Source organism: Janthinobacterium sp. SUN026 (genome assembly GCF_030397625.1).
Taxonomy (GTDB): domain Bacteria; phylum Pseudomonadota; class Gammaproteobacteria; order Burkholderiales; family Burkholderiaceae_D; genus Janthinobacterium; species Janthinobacterium kumbetense.
In genome coordinates this window covers 37,412-56,112 of record NZ_JAPQNU010000008.1, presented here as the reverse complement: position 1 = coordinate 56,112, position 18,701 = coordinate 37,412, and the positions used below count along the sequence as shown (strand labels likewise).

General features: G+C 63.4%; 16 protein-coding genes. 9 read left to right on the top strand and 7 right to left on the bottom strand.

Going from position 1 to position 18,701, the window contains the following annotated elements:
• Positions 1–9: 9 nt before the first annotated feature.
• Positions 10–480 carry a heme-degrading domain-containing protein gene (locus OX459_RS25795; RefSeq protein ID WP_034786432.1) on the top strand — a complete coding sequence of 157 codons (471 nt, stop codon included), beginning with the start codon at positions 10–12 and terminating at the stop codon, positions 478–480.
• Here the strand turns inward: OX459_RS25795 and OX459_RS25790 are convergent.
• The 3 genes from OX459_RS25790 to OX459_RS25780 are packed head-to-tail and all read right to left on the bottom strand — an operon-like array spanning position 477 to position 2,657.
• Positions 477–1,169, bottom strand: coding sequence for an amino acid racemase (locus tag OX459_RS25790; RefSeq protein ID WP_289907111.1), 693 nt, complete (start codon positions 1,167–1,169; stop codon positions 477–479). The two genes, OX459_RS25795 and OX459_RS25790, sit on opposite strands and share 4 nt — an antisense overlap.
• A 17-nt stretch (positions 1,170–1,186) precedes the next feature.
• Entirely contained in the window at positions 1,187–1,954 is a 768-nt protein-coding gene (locus tag OX459_RS25785; RefSeq protein ID WP_289907108.1) for an SDR family oxidoreductase, read from the bottom strand.
• Positions 1,929–2,657, bottom strand: a complete 729-nt coding sequence (locus OX459_RS25780) for a GntR family transcriptional regulator (protein WP_099667729.1) — start codon at positions 2,655–2,657, stop codon at positions 1,929–1,931. Before OX459_RS25780 ends, OX459_RS25785 begins: the two co-directional genes overlap by 26 nt.
• 136 nt (positions 2,658–2,793) lie before the next feature.
• Between OX459_RS25780 and OX459_RS25775 the strand changes: the two genes are divergently transcribed.
• Positions 2,794–3,234 carry a thioesterase family protein gene (locus OX459_RS25775; protein ID WP_289907107.1) on the top strand — a complete coding sequence of 147 codons (441 nt, stop codon included), beginning with the start codon at positions 2,794–2,796 and terminating at the stop codon, positions 3,232–3,234.
• Positions 3,235–3,387: 153 nt separating this feature from the next.
• Complete coding sequence (locus OX459_RS25770) at positions 3,388–4,752, top strand: amino acid permease (protein WP_289907106.1); 1,365 nt, start codon at positions 3,388–3,390, stop codon at positions 4,750–4,752.
• An 83-nt stretch (positions 4,753–4,835) separates the two neighbouring features.
• Here the strand turns inward: OX459_RS25770 and OX459_RS25765 are convergent, their stop codons facing one another.
• Positions 4,836–6,455: a hypothetical protein gene (locus tag OX459_RS25765; protein ID WP_289907105.1), complete on the bottom strand. Its 1,620-nt coding sequence runs from the start codon at positions 6,453–6,455 to the stop codon at positions 4,836–4,838.
• A gap of 257 nt (positions 6,456–6,712) precedes the next feature.
• Here OX459_RS25765 and OX459_RS25760 point away from each other — a divergent pair, with 257 nt between their 5' ends.
• The 3 genes from OX459_RS25760 to OX459_RS25750 are packed head-to-tail and all read left to right on the top strand — an operon-like array spanning position 6,713 to position 8,994.
• Entirely contained in the window at positions 6,713–8,056 is a 1,344-nt protein-coding gene (locus OX459_RS25760) for a diguanylate cyclase (protein WP_289907104.1), read from the top strand.
• A 49-nt stretch (positions 8,057–8,105) separates the two neighbouring features.
• The gene (locus OX459_RS25755; RefSeq protein ID WP_289907103.1) at positions 8,106–8,492 is read left to right on the top strand and encodes a hypothetical protein; all 387 of its coding nucleotides are present in this window, start codon (positions 8,106–8,108) and stop codon (positions 8,490–8,492) included.
• Between the two features lie 58 nt (positions 8,493–8,550).
• Positions 8,551–8,994 (top strand): DUF411 domain-containing protein, encoded by a 444-nt coding sequence (locus OX459_RS25750; RefSeq protein ID WP_099667723.1) that lies wholly within the window; start codon positions 8,551–8,553, stop codon positions 8,992–8,994.
• A gap of 98 nt (positions 8,995–9,092) precedes the next feature.
• Here the strand turns inward: OX459_RS25750 and OX459_RS25745 are convergent, their stop codons facing one another.
• Both OX459_RS25745 and OX459_RS25740 read right to left on the bottom strand, forming a co-directional pair.
• A complete protein-coding gene (locus OX459_RS25745) occupies positions 9,093–11,324 on the bottom strand; it encodes an NADP-dependent isocitrate dehydrogenase (protein ID WP_289907102.1) in 2,232 nt (743 codons plus the stop codon).
• A 2-nt stretch (positions 11,325–11,326) separates the two neighbouring features.
• Entirely contained in the window at positions 11,327–11,614 is a 288-nt protein-coding gene (locus OX459_RS25740; RefSeq protein WP_289907101.1) for a hypothetical protein, read from the bottom strand.
• Between the two features lie 75 nt (positions 11,615–11,689).
• On the opposite strand from OX459_RS25740, the gene OX459_RS25735 reads away from it, so the two are divergent.
• Complete coding sequence (locus OX459_RS25735) at positions 11,690–13,843, top strand: TonB-dependent siderophore receptor (RefSeq protein ID WP_289907100.1); 2,154 nt, start codon at positions 11,690–11,692, stop codon at positions 13,841–13,843.
• 292 nt (positions 13,844–14,135) lie between these two features.
• Here the strand turns inward: OX459_RS25735 and OX459_RS25730 are convergent, their stop codons facing one another.
• Positions 14,136–14,411, bottom strand: coding sequence for a hypothetical protein (locus tag OX459_RS25730; protein ID WP_150130958.1), 276 nt, complete (start codon positions 14,409–14,411; stop codon positions 14,136–14,138).
• On the opposite strand from OX459_RS25730, the gene OX459_RS25725 reads away from it, so the two are divergent.
• Both OX459_RS25725 and vioB read left to right on the top strand, forming a co-directional pair.
• A complete protein-coding gene (locus OX459_RS25725; protein WP_289907099.1) occupies positions 14,386–15,693 on the top strand; it encodes an FAD-dependent oxidoreductase in 1,308 nt (435 codons plus the stop codon). The two genes, OX459_RS25730 and OX459_RS25725, sit on opposite strands and share 26 nt — an antisense overlap.
• Positions 15,690–18,701 carry an iminophenyl-pyruvate dimer synthase VioB gene (gene vioB / locus OX459_RS25720; protein ID WP_289907098.1) on the top strand — a complete coding sequence of 1,004 codons (3,012 nt, stop codon included), beginning with the start codon at positions 15,690–15,692 and terminating at the stop codon, positions 18,699–18,701. The genes OX459_RS25725 and vioB overlap by 4 nt, the downstream gene beginning before the upstream one ends.

Here is an 18,701-nt window from a genome sequence, read left to right as displayed (position 1 = left end):
TCCTCCACGATGGATCATTACGCCGATTTGCTGCAAACCCTGGCGCAACAGGAAGAATCCCTGCAATTCGAACGCTTCGACAACGACGCCGCGCTGGCCGTGGGCCTGTGGATCGTCGAGGAAGTGCGCAAGCGGGGCAAGGCCGTCACCGTGAACATCACGCGCAACGGTCAGATCCTGTTCCACCACGCCATGACGGGCGCCACGGCGGACCAGGCGGACTGGATACGCCGCAAGAACAACACGGTGCAGCGCTTTTGCCGCAGCTCCTATTACATGGGAATCTCGTACAAGAGCCGCGGCAGCACCTTCGAAGACGTGAAATACCTCGATGACATCGAGTACGCGGGCCATGGCGGCGCGTTCCCCCTGCTGATACGCGGCGTGGGACTGGTCGGCACGGTGACCGTTTCCGGCCTGGCGCAGGCGGACGACCACGCGCTGGTGGTGGCCGCGCTGCAGGCGCAGCTGGAACGCTAGGTTTCCAGCGCCCGGCGCAGGGCGGCGCGCGCCAGCAAACGCGTGGAATCGAGCGTCGGCAGCGGCGAATTGGCGTCGCTGATGATCAGCGGGATCTCCGTGCAGCCGAGGATGACGGCGTCGCAGCCCTGCTCGCGCAGGCCGGCGATGATGGCTTGGAAGCGCGCCACGCTGTCCCCCTTGACCACGCCCGGCACCAGCTCTTCCATGATGATGCGGTTGATCTCGCTGCGTTCGTCCTCGCCGGGCCGCACGCAGGCGATGCCGCGCGCGGCCAGCCTGTCCGGATACACGGCGCTGTCGACCAGCCAGCGCGTGCCCGTCAGGCCGACGCGTTGGTAAGCGCGGGCCGCCGCCTCGCTGGCCACGACGTCCGCGATATGCAGCCATGGCAGCGGCGAACGGGGCGCCATCAGCTCGAATGCCTGGTGGATGGTGTTGTCGGGGCAGATCAGGAAATCGGCGCCGGCGGCGGCCAGCTTGCGCGCCGACGCCAGCATCAGTTCGGCCACGCCTGCCAGGTCGCCCCCGTTCAGGCAATCCACGTAACGCGCCAGCGACGGCGTGTGCATCGATACTTCCGGGTGTTCATATGGCCCCAGCGCATGCGCGCCCTCTTCGCAGATCGTGCGGTAGCACAGGGCCGCGCCTTCGGCCGAGCAGCCGACGATGCCGATATGTTGTGTCATGCGATCTTCCTTTTCAATTAAATACGCTGGCCGCCATCGATGGGGATTTCCGCGCCCGTGATGTACGAGGCGCGCTCGCTGCACAGGAACTCCACCAGGTCCGCCACTTCGGCCGTCGTGCCCAGGCGGCGCAGGGGGATTTGCGTGTCGACGATGTGCGAAGTGCCCGGCGACAGGATGGCCGTGTCGATCTCGCCCGGCGCGATGGCGTTCACGCGCACGTTCAGCGGCGCCATGTCGTTGGCCATTTCGCGCGTCAGCGACGCCAGCGCCGCCTTCGAACTGGCGTAGGCCGAACCGGCAAACGGATGCACGCGGTAGCCGGCGATCGAGCACAGATTCACCACGGAGCCGTGCGCATTCGACAATTCCTGTGCGAAACCGCGCGTCAGCGCCAGCGGCGCAAAGAAATTCGTGTTGTACATTTCCTGCCACGTCTGCATGTCCGTCGTGAGCGAATTGACGCGCGAGCCGCCCGGCCCCTTCGGCGACACGCCCGCATTGTTGACCAGCGCGTGCAGTTTGGCGTCGCCCAGCATGGGGCGCAGCGTCTCGACCATCTGCCCGATCTGGCTCAGGTCTGACAAATCCATGCATACATGCGTGTTGTGCTCCTGGCTGCGCGGGCAGCCGCCGGGAATCGGGCTGCGCGAGACGGTGATGACCCTCCAGCCCAGGCTGCGGAAGCGCTCGGCCACGGCGTGGCCGATGCCGCGGCTGGCGCCCGTGACGATGGCGGTTTTCTGTTCCATGTTCTGTTCAATCTTGTGCTTGATGTGCGTCATGTTCTTCCTTGTCTTCTTCGGTTGCGCCGGCGTGGATGCGCTCCTGGCGCATCACGTAGGCCAGCATCTGCGTGCCGCCGTCGAGGATGTCCTGCTCGATGGCGCGCCGCGCGGCCCCGCTGTCGCGCTGGCGCAGCGCGCTGATGATGGCGTGGTGGTGGCCCACCCGCATGTCGGGCGAAAAGCTGGCGTAGCCGGCGGCGATCAGGGGTGCCGTCTGCATCCACAGATGGTCGACGAAACGTTTCAATGTCGGCATGCCGGCCGCCTGTGCCAGGCCCAGGTGAAACGCCTGGTTGCATTGCAGCGCCGCGGCCAGGTCGTGCCGCGCGATGGCCTCTTCGTTCGCCTGCAGCAGGCGTTCCAGGTCGGCCAGGGTGGCGGCGTCGATGCGCTGCGCCGCTTCCGCCGCGCCCAGGCCTTCCAGCTCCAGGCGCAGCGCGCGGATTTCCAGGTAGCGCGCCACGCTCAGCACGGGCACGCGGAAGTCGCGCGGCGAGCGCAGCACCAGCGCCTCTTCCTGCACCAGCTGCAGCATGGCGTCGCGCACGGGCGTGACGCTGGTGCCCAGCTGCTGCGCCAGTTCGCGGATGCGCAGCCGGTCATTCGGCTGGAAGCGCCCGGCCGCCAGCGCTTCGCGCAGCATGGCGTACACGGACTTGCCCAGATTGACGTGCAGCAGAGTGTCCAATGAATGGTTCATGCGTGTTTTTGATCGATTAGAAATTATGATGCATCATACATCAATGCGAAAAACAGTGTTTTTCCACGCGTGCGCCGCAGACAGGAAGCGCCGCGAGACCGTACAATCAGCCGCCACCGTATCGAAAGGAATGCTCTTGAACTGGGATTATCCGCACGCCCATACCCTGCCCGTCACGCCCGAACCGGGCGACATCGACGGCTTGCAGCACACGAATAACGCCGTCTACGTGCGCTGGTGCGAGCATATCGCCTGGCACCATTCGGCCACCCTGGGGCTGGACCTGGACGATTACCGGCGCCTGGACCGGGCCATGGCGATACGCCGCGGCGAATACGACTATTTGCTGCCGACGCGGGCCGGCGAAGCGCTGACCCTGGCCACCTGGCTGTGCGCCAGCGATGGCCGTTCCAGCATGGAGCGGCGCTTCCAGCTGGTCCGCGACAGCGACGGCGCCACCGTCGTGCGCGGACGCTGGGACTTGATCTGCATCGAATTGAGCAGCGGCCGCGCGCGCCGCCTGCCGCCCAAGTTCCTGGCCACGTACGAACCGGCCATCATCGCGGCCGGCGCGTAAAAGCGGACGCCTGGCCCGCCGTTTTGCGCGCCGTTCGGCGAAGATGCGGGGCTTTTCTTGCGCCTCCGCAGTGCAACATGCATTTCGCTCCTGATTTGCCCATTCATGCTTTAGAATCAGCGACCTCAGCCCCGTAAAAACAGGATAAAACATATGACGGCAGTCGGGATTACCGAACCACAAGAGCTCAAGCGCGGCCTGAAAAGCCGCCACATCCAGCTCATCGCCCTGGGCGGCGCCATCGGCACCGGCCTGTTTCTGGGCATCGCGCAAACCATCAAGATGGCCGGCCCTTCAGTGCTGCTGGGTTATGGCATCGCCGGCGTCATCGCCTTCCTGATCATGCGCCAGCTGGGCGAGATGGTGGTCGACGAACCTGTCGCCGGCTCCTTCAGCTACTTTGCCGACAAATATTGCGGCCACCTGCCCGGCTTCCTGTCGGGCTGGAATTACTGGGTGCTGTATGTGCTCGTCAGCATGGCCGAACTGACGGCCGTCGGCATCTACGTGCAGTACTGGTGGCCGGGCGTGCCCACCTGGGTGTCGGCGCTCGTCTTCTTTTGCGTGATTAACGCCATCAGCTTGTTGAATGTCAAAGCCTTCGGCGAGATGGAATTCTGGTTTGCCCTCATCAAGGTGGTCGCCATCATCGGCATGATCGTCTTCGGCGCGTACCTGCTGGCCTCCGGCGACGCGGGCCCGCAGGCGTCCGTGGCCAACCTGTGGCAGCACGGCGGCTTCTTCCCGAATGGCTGGCAGGGACTGGTGATGGCCATGGCCGTCATCATGTTCTCGTTCGGCGGCCTGGAACTGGTCGGCATCACGGCGGCCGAGGCGGATGACCCGAGCACGACGATCCCGCGCGCCACCAACCAGGCCATCTACCGCATCCTGATCTTTTACATCGGCGCGCTGGGCATCCTGCTGTCGCTGTACCCGTGGCAAAACGTCGTCACCGGCGGCAGCCCCTTCGTGCTGATCTTCCATGCGCTAGACAGCAACCTGGTGGCCACGGCCCTGAACGTGGTGGTGCTGACGGCCGCCCTGTCCGTCTACAACAGCGGCGTGTACTGCAACACGCGCATGCTGTTCGGCCTGGCCAAGCAAGGCAATGCCCCGCGCGCGCTGCTGCACCTGAACCGCCGCGGCGTGCCGCTGGTCGCCCTGGGCGTGTCGGCCCTGGCGACGGGCGCCTGCGTGGTGGTCAATTACTTCATGCCGGGCGAAGCGTTCGAAGTGCTGATGGGACTCGTGGTGTCGGCGCTGATCATCAACTGGGCCATGATCAGCTGGATCCACCTGCGCTTCCGCGCGCAGAAAAAAATCGAAGGCAAGACGACCCTGTTCCAGAGTCTGGGCTACCCGTTCACCAACTACCTGTGCCTGGCGTTCCTGGCCGGCATCCTGGTGATCATGTACCTGACGCCGGGCCTGCGCATCTCCGTCTACCTGATTCCCGTGTGGCTCGCCGCGCTGGGCATCGGCTACTGGATCAAGCAAAGCAAGGCCAAAGCGTAAGCTGTTTGCGCAGCATCAAACAAAAAGCCCGTCTTCGCAGGAAGACGGGCTTTTTGCATTGAACGCGGTCTCGCCGTCTATTGCTACGCGGCGGCCCCGCCCTCTCCCGGCAACACATCGGCTCGCCACAGGCTGATGCTCTGGCCCGCATACGATTGCAGCAGCACGTCGTCGCTCAAGCTCAGCATCGCCTGCTGGCGCTGCTCCGCCTTTTTCTCTGGCGTCATGCCCAGCTCGCCCGTCCGGTACGGCCCCAGCACGGGCAGCAAGTCGCGCAGCACGGAGAAATTGCCCGGCGTGGTCTTGTCTGATTGCAGCTTGCCCAGGAAATACTTCATGACATGCTCGGACTGGCTGCCTTCCTGCCGCAAGCTCGCCTTTACCATCTTGCCATCCTTGTACGCCACCTGCGCGTCGCTGCTGGCCGTATCCTCGATCTGGTGGTAGGTATAGTTCTGCGATTCCGTACTGGTCGTCAGGCGCAGCGGCACGCCGGGGACGAGCGTCTGGTGGTAGCTGGCGCTGAGCTTCGATTGCTGCTGCTGCCTGATCGAACGCGCGTCCTGGCTGGCGCCGGCCTGCTCCGTCTTCTGCGACACTTCATAGTTGAAGCCATCCTTTTCCGCGCTGCGCATGGGATTGCTGAATTTCACGGCCTGCGACACGGAGGCGCTGAAATCGGCCAGCCCCGTCAGGATGGACTTGTCCTCGGCCGCCAGGCGCCACTTGCCTGTCTCGGGATTGTCCGTGGCCACTTGCGGCGCGGCGGTATTGCTGTGCAAGGCAGTGAAGCTATCCTTGAGCATGGCCATCAAGCCCGCGTCGCCATGGCCGCGCGACGCCGCCTGGTCGAATTGCTTCATATAACTGCCCAGCGCCTTGGCTTGCCGCTCGGGGCTGCCCAGGGTATTGAGCGCGCTGGCATCGACCTTCAGGTCCAGGCTGCCGGCCTCGCCGCTGAAGCTGACCTTGCGCTGCGCGCCATCGGCCTGGAAATCCAGGGTTTGGGTACTTTCCGTTTCGCCACGCACCTTGACTTCCGCATGCAGCTTCACCGACTCGAGCACTTGCTGGTCGAACTGCATCAAGCCTTCCAGCTTGATTTTCGGCGTGCTTTGTCCCATTCCGTCGATGGCTTCCTGAAAACCTTTCGCCAGCTCGCCCAGGGCGCTCGCTTCAGCGTCGCTGAGGTCGCCGCTGGTCGTCATGTTCACGGCCAGGCCGTCGCCCTGGCTGTCGAGCGTCAGCTTGACTTCCACGCCGCTCTTCGTCGTGATGCTGAGGGAAACCCGGTCTTCGCCATTGCCATGCAGGCTGCCGGGCGCGATGCCGGACGCCGCATAGATGTTCGGCGTGGTGCTCGGCGGCGGCTGCCGCATCGCCTGCGAGAAATTGTAGTTTCCCAGCTTGGCTTGTCCCAGCATGGCCGCGCCCAGGCCGCTGAAGCGGCCGCCAAACGCATACGAAGAAAAACTCTTCGTCATCGCCTCGCTCACCTTGTCGCGCGTCGCGCTTTCCCACACCATCGGTGGTTTGACGAGCGCCGCCGGCTTGCCGTCGCTCACGCTTTCCGGGCTGAGAGCAACGATGGACGATGGCGTCGATACGGGCGACGGCGCTGCCGCCTCCGCGCGGTTCGACGTGGCGGCGGAAGCCCGCGACGGGGCGCTGTTCCAGCTGGACAGTGGAGAAATGGAGGTCATGGCGCTGTCACCTTGCAAATGGAGAGAAGATGCATCATAAAAGTTCGATATGGTTAAGTATTTTGCAATTACCTGGCGCCAGGCAAACCTTGCGTCACGTTATCTGGCGTGATGGCAAGTACTGCATGGCAATACTGCATTAACGGCAAGAAACGGAAAAGCATGAGCGTCGGGGAAATGAAACATTTTCATGCCGCCGACCTCGCCTATCCCCAACAAGTTGAATCACAGCCGGGAATGTCCATTAAAATGCCACCATGGAACACAAGATTCTGCGCGCGCCGCTGGCCAGCTTTACCGACTTGTTGCTCGATGCCGTGTGCATGGTCGACGTGGAGGGGCGCTTTGTTTTCGTCAGCGCCGCCTGCGAACGCATCTTCGGCTATACGCAGCAGGAAATGATCGGCAAGCTCATGCTCGACATGGTTGCCCCGGCCGACCGCGCGCGCACCCTGGCGGCCGCGCGCGCCATCATGGATGGCCATGCCCAGACGCACTTCGAGAACCGCTACCTGCGCAAGGATGGCAGCCTGGCGCACATCATGTGGTCCGCCCGCTGGTCCGCCGCCGACCAGCTGCGCGTGGCCGTGGCGCGCGACGTCACCCTGCTGAAACAGGCGCAGGCAAAGCAGGCCGCGCTGTACGCCATCTCCGAAGCCATGCAGGCGACGCAAGACTTGTCCGCCTTGCTGCACCGCATCCAGCACATCATCGGCGAACACTTGCCCACGCGCAGCCTGACCTTGCTGCTGCATGACGAACACTGCGCCCAGCCTCCCATGACTTCGCATGCCGACGACAGCGCGCCGCAGCCCACGTCGTCGCTGGCCAGCCTGCTGTGCGACGAAGTCCTGCGCAGCGGCCGCCCTCTGCTGTTGCAGGCGGGACAACTGGCCGGCCTGCCGGCCGCACTGCAAACGGCAGCCTGCGCCCTGTCCTCGTGCTGGCTGGCCGTGCCGCTGTATTCTTCCCTGGGCAGCATCGGCGCGCTGGCCTTGCAAGGCGGCCAGGATGCGGTCATCGGCACGGAGCAGGACCAGGATTTGCTGCAATTTGTCGCCAAGCAACTTGCCACCGCCATCGAACGCCGGCAGTTGCAGACGCAGATGCAATTCATGGCCATGCACGACGAGCTGACCCGCCTGCCGAACCGCCGCCTGTTCCACGACCGCCTGCACACGGCCTTCGCGCGCGCGCACCGCCAGGAAGGCCGGCTGTCGCTGCTGTTCCTCGACCTCGACAACTTCAAGCGGGTCAACGACGACCACGGCCATGCCTGCGGCGACCTGCTGCTGCAAACGGTGGCGAGCCGCCTGCGCGATTGCATGCGCGAAACCGACACCCTGGCCAGGATGGGCGGCGACGAATTCGTCGTGCTTTTGGAAAGCAATGCCGCGCCGGCCGACGTCAGCCTGATCGAGCAAAAGATCCATGCCGCCCTGGCTGCGCCGCTGCATCTGGGCAACGGACAGCATTTGCAGATCGCCGTCAGCATCGGCGTGGCCCACTATCCGGAAGACGGCGATACCATGCAACTGCTGCTGCGCCATGCGGACCGGGCCATGTACGCGTCGAAAATGCTGGCCGCCGCCTCGCGCTAGCGGACGCCCGCTCCTGGCGGCAGTTGCCCCTATGCTATACTTTCCGGCGATGCTAAGACTCTTCAAAACATGGCTGATCCTGCTGCTGATCGCGGCGGTGCCGCTGCAAGCGGCCGCTGCGGGCGCCACGCGGCTATGCGCGCCGCTCGCTGACGAGCCTGCCGCCGCGATGACTGCGGCTTGCCAGCATCACGCTGCGCGCTCATCCGCCGTCGCGGACAGCGCCGGCACGCCGGAAGACGACAAGACCACAGCCAAGCACCCCGCGTGCGGCGCCTGCGCCAGCTTTTGCCTGGGCGCGCTGATGCCGCCTGGCCTCGCCCTGCCTGCCGCCGCCTGCAGCGGCGCGCAACAAGTCACCATCGCTACGGCCACCTTGCTGACGGGATTCATTCCCGACGGCCCGCGCCGGCCGCCGCGGCCGCTTTCCGCCTAGATTCCAAGCAAGCCACCAAGGTGGCCACGATAGCCCTATTCCGTCTGAAAGCAACACCATGATCAAACATTTCTTATTGCGCGGCGCCTTCGCCGCCATGCTGGGCCTGCCCACGTTCGCCATGGCGGCCCTGCCCGTCATCGAAGTCTACAAGAGCGCCTCGTGCGGCTGCTGTGCCGACTGGATCAAGCACCTGGAAGCGAACGGTTTTACGGTCCGCGCGAAAAATGTCGAAATGCCGGCGCAATACCGCAAACTGGCCGGCATTCCCGACGCGCTCGGCTCCTGCCACACGGGCCTCGTCAACGGCTACGCCATCGAAGGCCATGTACCGGCCAGCGAGATCAAGCAGTTGCTGCGCGACAAACCCAAGGCGAAAGGCCTGGCCGTGCCGGCAATGCCGATGGGCTCGCCAGGCATGGAAGGACCGCGCAAGGATGCGTATGACGTCTTGCTGGTCAAGAACAATGGCAGCACCGAGGTCTACAAGCATTACAAGTAAAAAACCTGCACGGAAATGAAAAACGCCGCCGGAATCGCTTCCGGCGGCGTTTTTTTTATCAGGCAGCAGTCAAGAACTTACTGCCTGTCAAGACTGCATCAGATGCTGTCCAGCACCGCATTCAGGCTGGCGCTAGGACGCATGACGGCTTCCGTCTTCGCCGGATCTGGCAGGTAGTAGCCGCCGATATCCGTTTCCTTGCCTTGTACTGCTTTCAGCTCGGCAACGATCTTTTCTTCGTTGTCGGCCAGGGCCTTGGCCACCGGCGCAAAATGCGCTGCCAGTTCCGCATCGTCCTTCTGCGCAGCCAGGGCTTGCGCCCAGTACATGGCCAGGTAGAAATGGCTGCCGCGGTTGTCCAGCTCGCCGGTACGTGGCGATGGCGACTTGTTGTTGTCCAGCAGCTTGCCGGTGGCTTCATCCAGGGTTTTCGCGAGGATTTTGGCCTTCGCATTGCCCGTCTTGATGCCCATGTCTTCCAGCGACACGGCCAGGGCCAGGAACTCGCCCAGCGAATCCCAGCGCAAATGGTTTTCTTCCACCAGCTGCTTGACGTGTTTCGGTGCCGAACCGCCGGCGCCCGTTTCATACATGCCGCCACCAGCCATCAATGGCACGATCGACAGCATCTTGGCGGACGTGCCCAGTTCCAGGATCGGGAACAGGTCGGTCAGGTAATCGCGCAGGATGTTGCCGGTCACCGAGATGGTGTCCAGGCCGCGGAAGGCGCGTTCCAGGGTGTAACGCATGGCGCGCGTCTGCGACATGATCTGGATGTCCAGGCCCTTGGTGTCGTGCTCCTTCAGGTAAACCTGGACCTTCTTGATGACTTCGTTCTCGTGCGGACGGTAGGAATCGAGCCAGAACACGGCAGGCATGCCCGAGTTGCGCGCGCGCGTGACGGCCAGCTTGACCCAGTCGCGGATCGGTGCGTCCTTGACCTGGCACATGCGCCAGATATCGCCCTCTTCCACCGTTTGCGTCAGCAGCACTTCGCCTGTTTCCAGGTCGGTGATGTTGGCGATGCCGCCTTCCGGCACTTCAAACGTCTTGTCGTGCGAACCGTATTCTTCCGCTTGCTGCGCCATCAGGCCCACGTTCGGCACGGTGCCCATGGTCTTCGGATCGAAGTTGCCATGCCATTTGCAGAAGCCGATCATTTCCTGGTAGATACGCGCGAAAGTCGATTCCGGCATGACGGCCTTGACGTCCTTCGGACGGCCATCGGCGCCCCACATCTTGCCGCCGATACGGATCATGGCTGGCATCGACGCGTCGACGATGATGTCGTTCGGCGAATGGAAGTTGGTGATGCCCTTGGCCGAATCGACCATGGCCAGTTCCGGACGGTTGGCGTGGCAAGCGTGCAGATCCTTGAGGATTTCATCCTTTTGCGACGCTGGCAGGGTTTCGATCTTGTCGTACAGGTTGCTCATGCCATTGTTGACATTCACGCCCAGCTTGTCGAACAGTTCGGCGTGCTTGGCGAACGCGTCCTTGTAGAAGATGCGCACGCAGTGGCCGAAAACGATAGGGTGCGAAACCTTCATCATGGTCGCCTTGACGTGCAGCGAGAACATCACGCCCGTCTTGAAGGCGTCGTCGATTTCCTTCTCGTAGAACTCCAGCAGCGCTTTCTTGCTCATGAACATGCTGTCGATAATTTCGCCCGCTTGCAGGGAAACCTTCGGTTTCAGCACGATGGTCTTGCCCGAGGCCGTGACCAGTTCCATCTTGACGTCGCGCGCCTTTTCCAGCGTCAGCGATTTTTCGCCGTGGTAGAAGTCGCCATGGTGCATGTGCGACACGTGCGTTTGCGACGACTGGCTCCACTCGCCCATCGAATGCGGGTGCTTGCGTGCGTACTCTTTGACGGCTTTCGGTGCGCGGCGGTCGGAATTGCCTTCGCGCAAGACCGGGTTGACCGAGCTGCCGATGCACTTGCCGTAGCGGGCTTTCAGGGCTTTCTCTTCGTCCGTCTTCGCATCTTCCGGGTAATCCGGCAGCTTGTAGCCACGGCCTTGCAATTCGCGCACGCAGGCGATCAGCTGGCCTTGCGAGGCGCTGATGTTCGGCAATTTGATGATGTTGGTGGCCGGATTCTGGGTCAATTTGCCCAGTTCAGCCAGGGTGTTCGGGACTTTTTGCGCGTCCGTCAGGAATTCGGGAAATTCAGCCAGTACACGGGCCGCCACCGAAATATCGCTGGCGACCACGTCCACGCCAGCCGGCGCGGTGAATTTTTTGATAATTGGCAGCAGGGAATACGTCGCGAGCAGCGGCGCCTCGTCAGTCAGCGTGTAGATGATTTTGGATTTTTGTGTTGCCATGTTCATTCCCTTGTATGCGGTGATGCCTGGTGGTTAACTTTCTTCATTCCAAACACAGGACGGTTAGCCTTGCTTTGGACGGCTAGTGTGCCGGCGGTGACGCCGTGCTTGCCCACCACGTATTTTAGACTGTCCTGCCGCTGTTTGTGTATCAGATGGCGACGAATCTTATATAAGACAGCAAATATCCGGATCTGAAGGCCCAGGATGGCCATTTTCCGCGCTGAAATGCCCTCCAGGCATGCGCGCGGCATGTACGCGGCCGTGGCGGCAATGAATATATCAATCATTATAAATCGTAATGATTCTCATTTATAATATCCTGTGTGCAATTCCTCCCTATCAACTTTATACGCTTGCCCCTGATGCCCATTCAACATTCCCGACTCGCCCACCCCCACCTCACCACCCGATTGATCCTCGCCGGCCTGCTCGTCGCCAGCGTGACGCCGCAGGCGATCGCCCAGGCGACGGCCGATGCATCCGCCCCGCTCGCCACCGTGCTGGTCAACGGACAAGCCGAAGCGGACGCCGGCGGACAGATCGCCAAGAGCGCGCGCGCCGGCATGCTGGGCGAAAAAGACTTGCTCGATACGCCGTTCAGCGTCAACAGCTACACCAGCCAGCGCATGCTGGACCAGCAGGCGCTGACCCTGGCCGAGGTGCTGGGCGGCGACCCGTCCACGCGCTTCACGGGCCAGATCGGCGGCGTCACGGATTCCTTCTTCATCCGCGGCTTCCCCCTCAACGAAGGCAATCTGAGCGAAGTGGCGTTCGACGGCGTGTATGGAGTCTCGCCCAACTACCATTTGTTTACGGAGTATCTGCAGAGCGTGGAAGTGCTCAAGGGGCCGGCCGCCTTGCTGTACGGCATGTCGCCGAACGGCGGCGTGGGTGGCGTCGTCAATGCCGTGCCGAAACGTTCCTTGCCGCGCGACCTGACGCGCCTGACCGTCGATTACGGCGCGGGCTCGCAGGCAGGCGCGGCCATCGACGTCAGCCGCCGCTTCGGCGAGGAACGGCGCTTCGGCATCCGCTTCAATGGCTTGCACCGCCAGGGCCACACGCCGCTCGACCACCAGACGTCGCGCGCGGAAGTGGCGGCCATCGCTCTCGATTACCAGGGACAACGCCTGCGCGCCTCGCTCGACGTGATCGAGCAATACCAGTGGATCGACGCGCCCACGCGCCCCTTCCTCGTGGCCGCCCGCCTGCCCGTGCCGGCAGCGCCCGACGGCCGCCGCAACATCGCCCAATCCTGGGGCTGGTGGAAGTCCAACGACCTGGCCACCCTGGGCAAGGTCGAATACGACTTGAACGACAACGTCACCGTGTTTGCCGACGTGGGCGGCACGCGCTCCGACGTGTCGCGCTATTCGGACCAGACGCCAACCATCACCAGCGCGGCCGGCAACATGACGGTCACGCCCATGAACTGGAAATTCCGCGTGCGGCGCGCCAGCGCGGACACGGGCGTGCGCGCGCGCTTTCGCACGGGCGGCGTCGAGCATGCGCTGGTCGTGATGGGCAATGTCTACCAGGACGAATTTGGCAGCGTGAGCAATTCCGGCAAGCTCATCACCTCGAATATCTACCACCCTGTCGCCGTGGCCGACCCCGGCATCGCCGCCCCGGCCCGCGCGCCGAAGCTGTCCGCCTCCACCCTGTCCAGCCTGGCCGTGGCCGACACCCTGGACATGCTGAACCAGCGCGTGCAACTGACCCTGGGCGTGCGCCGCCAGCTGGTCGAAGCGAAAAACTACCATGCGACGACGGGCGCGCTGACCACGCACTACAAGCAGGGCGCCCTGACGCCGCTGGCCGGCATCGTCGTCAAGCCATTGCGCCACGTGTCGCTGTACGCAAACTATATCGAGGGCTTGAGCAAGGGCGATATTGCGCCGAACATCGCCGACAACGCGGGCCAGGTCTTCGCGCCCTACAGGAGCAAGCAGTACGAAGTGGGCACGAAGGCCGATTTCGGCGTGGTGCTGGCGACCCTGGCCGTGTTCCAGGTGACTAAACCCAGCGGCCAGCTGTATGGCAAGGTCTACAGCATGGACAGCGAGCAGCGCAACCGGGGCCTGGAGCTGAACCTGTCGGGCGCCGCCAGCAAGGCCGTGCGCCTGCTGGCCGGCATCACCTTGCTCAACGGCCGCCTGGTGAAGACCAACAACGCCGCCACCATGGGCAAGCGCCCCGTGGGCGTGCCCACGTCCATGGCCAATCTGGGCGGCGAATGGGATGTGCCGTACTGGCCCGGCCTGACGGCCACGGGCGCCGTCAGCTACACCGGCAAGCAGTTTATCGACCAGACGAATCTGCAGTCGGTGCCGTCATGGACCAAGGTGGACCTGGGCTTGCGCTACCGCACGGCCATCGCTGGCAAGGCGACGACCTTGCGCGGCGGGCTGATGAACGCGTTCGACCGCCATTACTGGGCCGGCGTGGCTTCGTATGGCACCATCTCGCAATCGGCGCCCCGCAGCGTGCAACTGTCGGCCGCCGTGGATTTTTGACGGACGCCGGCATCGGGCATCGCCCGGCTGGCGCGTGCACTGCGCGCCAGCCGCAAAGTCAGAAACAATAAAAATAGCAAGAAGCAGACCAAGCCACCGCCGATGGCGCCAGGACCCACCGCTGGTCCTGGCATCATCGGCAAACGGCGACACTCCCGCAGCGGCTCGATACGCCGCACCGCACCGCCTTCCATACCTCCCTGCCACTGCCCGGCGCACTGCCGCCGCCATCCCGCCTGCCTCGCTGCGTCGACAAGGACGCAACACCGAACGACAACTACATTGATATTTATCAAATTGACTGCCCGATGCCTGGGCTACTGTCGGTGCCATCTTTGATTTGAAACAGAAACTCTGCAGCCAAGAATCGACCATTCCAGAAACAACGCCAGTTCTCGCCAGGCTCTTCATTCCCCAGCCGATAACGCTCGCCAAGTGCGGTAACACCCAGCGTCCCACCTCCCTTGCCTACACGTGCAGGGGAAACTTTTGCTAGCGATTTTGCAGCTTTTTGATTAATGAACGTTAAAAAGGAATTTCGTATGAGCACGTATTCTGACATTTGCATCGTAGGCGCCGGCATAGGCGGCTTGATTTGCGCCAACAGCCTGATCGACACCGCCGCCAGCAGGAAGCTGCGCATCCGGGTCTTCGACCTGAATCCCACCGTCGGCGGCCGCATCCAGTCGCGGAAAATAGATGGCGAGGAAATCGCCGAACTCGGCGCCGCCCGCTACTCGCCGCAGCTGCATCCGCATTTCCAGCAGCTGATGCAGGGCAGCGGACTGCCGCATGCCGTCTACCCGTTCACCGAGGTCATCTCCCACGACAGCGTGCTGGAAGAGCTGAAGGCAACGCTGCATGGCCTGAGCCCGATGCTCAAGGAGCATCCGAACGACTCCTTCCTCGAATTCTTCAGCCATTACCTGGGCGCCGCCAAGGCCACCCACATCATCAAGGCGACCGGCTATGACGCCCTGCTGCTGCCGATGGTGTCGGCGGCCATGGCCTACGACATCATCAAGAAACACCCGGAAACGCAGCACTTTACGGAAAACGCCGCCAACCAGTGGCGCTATGCCACCGACGGCTACCATGCGTTGCTGTGCCAGTTGCAGTACCAGGCCCAGGCCGCCGGGGTGGAATTCCGCCTGGAACACCGCTTGCTGTCCGTTGAAAAATCCGGCGCCGACCATGTGCTCGCCTTCAGCCACCAGGGCGACACGCAGATGCACCGCACGCGCCACCTGGTGATGGCCATCCCGCCGTCCGCCATGCCGCGCCTGAACCTGGATTTCCCGAACGCCTGGAGCCCGTTCCAGTACGACTCGCTGCCCCTGTTCAAGGGCTTCCTCACGTTCGACACGGCCTGGTGGGAAGAGCTGGGGCTGACCGACAAGGTGCTGATGGCGGCCAATCCCCTGCGCAAGGTCTACTTCAAGAGCGACAAGTATGTGCTGTTCTACACCGACAGCAAGAGCGCCACCTACTGGCGGGACAGCCTGGAACTCGGTGAAGACGTGTACCTGGAGCGCGTCCGCCGCCACCTGGAAGACGTCCTGCCGCTCGATGGCCAGCCGCTGCCGCCCATCAAGACGCACTTCCACAAGTTCTGGCCGCATGGCGTCGAGTTTTGCGTGGAACCGGAAGCCGAGCACCCGGCCGTCCTGCTGCACCGGGACGGCATCATCTCTTGCTCGGATGCCTATACCGCGCATTGCGGCTGGATGGAAGGCAGCCTGATCAGTGCCCAGCACGCCAGCGGCCTGTTGCTGCAGCGGCTAGATCAACGGGAAGACGTCGCCGCCGCCAACGATACCTTCATCACTTCCTCGACCGAGCGCGCATGAGCCTACTTGACTTCCCCCGTCTGCATTTTCGGGGTTTTGCCCGCGCTAATGTGCCGACGGGGAATCGCAATACGCACGGCAACATCGATATCGCCACGAACACGGTATCGATGGCGGGCGAGCCTGTCGACCTGAGCCGGCCGCCGGCTGAATTCCATGCGCACCTGAAACAGCTTGCCCCCCGCTTCAACGCCAAGGGCAAGCCCGATCCGGACGGCATCTTCAGCCTGGCGGCAGGCCACAATTTTTGCGGGAATAATCATTTTTCGTGGGAAAACGCGAGGATCACGGGCGTCCAGCTGCGCGATGGCGAGGTCGATACGCAAGACCCGCTGGTGGGCGCCAAGCTGGGCCTGTGGGGCCACTACAACGAATACCTGCGCACGACCTTCAACCGCGCCAGGTGGATCGACAACAACCCGGCCCAGCCGGACACCACGCTGATCTACGCCGGCCAGTTCACCTTGAGCGACAAGCTGGCCACACCCAACACACCCACGCTGTTTACCGCCGACATCGCGCAGGCGCACTCGGTGCGCTGGCTCGGCAGCGGCCATATCACGGAACGCAGCGGACATTTCCTGGACGAGGAAATCGGCCGCTCCAGGCTGTTCCAGTTCTCCGTGGCCAAGCAAGACCCGCATTTCCTGTTCAATCCAGACCTGCCGTTGCCGGCCAGCATGCACGCCTTGCAGCAAGCCCTGGCCGACGACGAGGTGCTGGGCCTGACGGTGCAGTATTGCCTGTTCAATATGTCGACGCCGCCAAAACCGGACTCGCCCGTGTTCTACGACCTGGCCGGCAGCATCGGCCTGTGGCGGCGCGACGAGCTGGCCACCTATCCGGCCGGCCGCCTGCTGCAGCCGCGCCAGGCCAGCCTGGGACCGGTGCTGGTGAAACTGCATGCGGACCGCGTCTCGTTCAACATGCCGACCGCCATCCCCTACACCACGCGCGACGCGGACGCCGTATCGGAACAGCATCCCACGCATGCCCTGGGCGGCAAGCAGGCGCTCGGCGACCTGCTGCTGCAGGATGACTCCGGCGCCTTGCTGGCGCGGATTCCCGAGCAGTTGTACCGCGACCACTGGCGCCATCACGGCGTCTTCGACGTGCCGCTGCAACATGCCCCCGCCGCAGGTTCGCTCAGCCTGTGCAGCGCGCAGGCGCAGTGGGACGAGGCCGACTGGGTATCGCAATCGGACAGCAACCAGCTGTACCTGGAAGCGCCGAACCGCAACAAGCACAAGCAATTTCCGCAGGCCATCACCGTGCAAAGCCGCTTCCGCGGCGAGCTGGCGACGCCCCCGTCCCTGGCGCAGGCGGAAGACGGCGCGCTGCTGGCCGTGGAGCAGCAACCGTCGCCGCTCGGGCACGGCTACACGGCGCTGACCCTGACGGGGCGCCAGCCGGGCGCGACCCGCATCGTGCTGGGGACGGGCAAGCACAAACAATACCTCGGCGTGCGGGTACTGCCCGACGACTGGCATCTGGACGACGTACCGGCGGAACAGGTCGACTACGCCTTCCTCTACCGGCATGTGATGAGTTACTACGAGCTCGTGTATCCCTTCATGTCGGACAAGGTCTTCAGCCTGGCGGACCAGTGCAAGTGCGAAACGTATGCGCGCCTGATGTGGCAGATGTGCGATCCGCAGAACCGCGACAAGAGCTACTACATGCCCAGCACGCGCGAACTGTCGCTGCCAAAATCGCGCCTGTTCCTGAAATACCTGACGCAGGTCGAGGCAAAGGCCAAGGCGGCGCTGCCGGCACCGTCCACGCCGCACGCCATCGGCAGCAAGGCGGAACTGATCGACGAGTTGAAAAAGGCCGTCGACCTGGAACTGTCGCTCATGCTGCAATACCTGTATGCCGCGTATTCCATTCCCAATTATGCGCAGGGGGCGGCGCTGGTGCAGGCGGGCCGCTGGCTGCCGGCCGAGCTGGAGCTGGCCTGCGGCGCCGAAGACCGGCGCCGCAACAGCGGCACGCGCGGCATGTTGCTGGAAATCGCCCACGAAGAAATGATTCACTATTTATTAGTCAACAATGTGCTTATGGCGCTTGGCGAACCGTTCCATAGAGGCGCCCCGGTGCTGGGCCAGCAGGCGCGCCAACGTTTCGGCCTGGACACGGAATTTGCATTCGAGCCATTTTCCGAACACGTGCTGGCCCGTTTCGTGCGTTTCGAATGGCCCGACTACATTCCCACGCCGGGCAAATCCATTGCCACCTTCTATATCGCGATCCGCCAGGCCTTGGCCGAGCTGCCTGGCCTGTTCGAGAGCGGCGGAGGCAAGCGCGGCGGCGAACACCATTTGTTCCTGAAAGAACTGACCAACCGCGCCTATCCCGGCTACCAGCTGGAAGTGTCCGACCGCGACAGCGCGCTGTTCGCCATCGACTTCGTCACCGAGCAGGGCGAAGGCGTGGCCGTCGATTCGCCGCATTTCGCCTCGTCGCACTTCCAGCGGCTGCGCACCGTCGCCGGCAAGTTCTCCGCCTGCTGCAAGCCGTTCGAGCCGGCGCTGCCGGCGCTGAAGAATCCGGTGCTGGAAGCGCGGGCGGATTGCACGGTGGTGACGGATCAAACGGCGCGCGCGCTGATGCAGCTGTATCAAGGCTGCTACGAACTGACCTTCCTGCTGATGGCGCACCATTTCGCGCAGCGGCCGCTGGGCAGCCTGCGCCGCTCGCGCCTGATGAACGCCTCCATCGACATCATGACCGGCCTGTTGCGCCCCCTGTCGGCGGCCCTGATGAACATGCCATCGGGCGTGCCCGGCCGCCATGCGGGACCGCCCGTGCCCGAACCGGTCAGCAGCCAGGTCAGCAGCGACTACAGCCTGGGCTGCGACATGCTGGCGCAGAAGTGCCTGGCGCTGGCGCAGTACGGGCGCAGCCTGGAGAGCGATGTCATCGGCATGGCGCCGATAGAAATGTTGGAATTTTTTAATCAGCAACTTACCGATTTATCTCGGGGAAAGATGTCAAGAGAGGCCTGA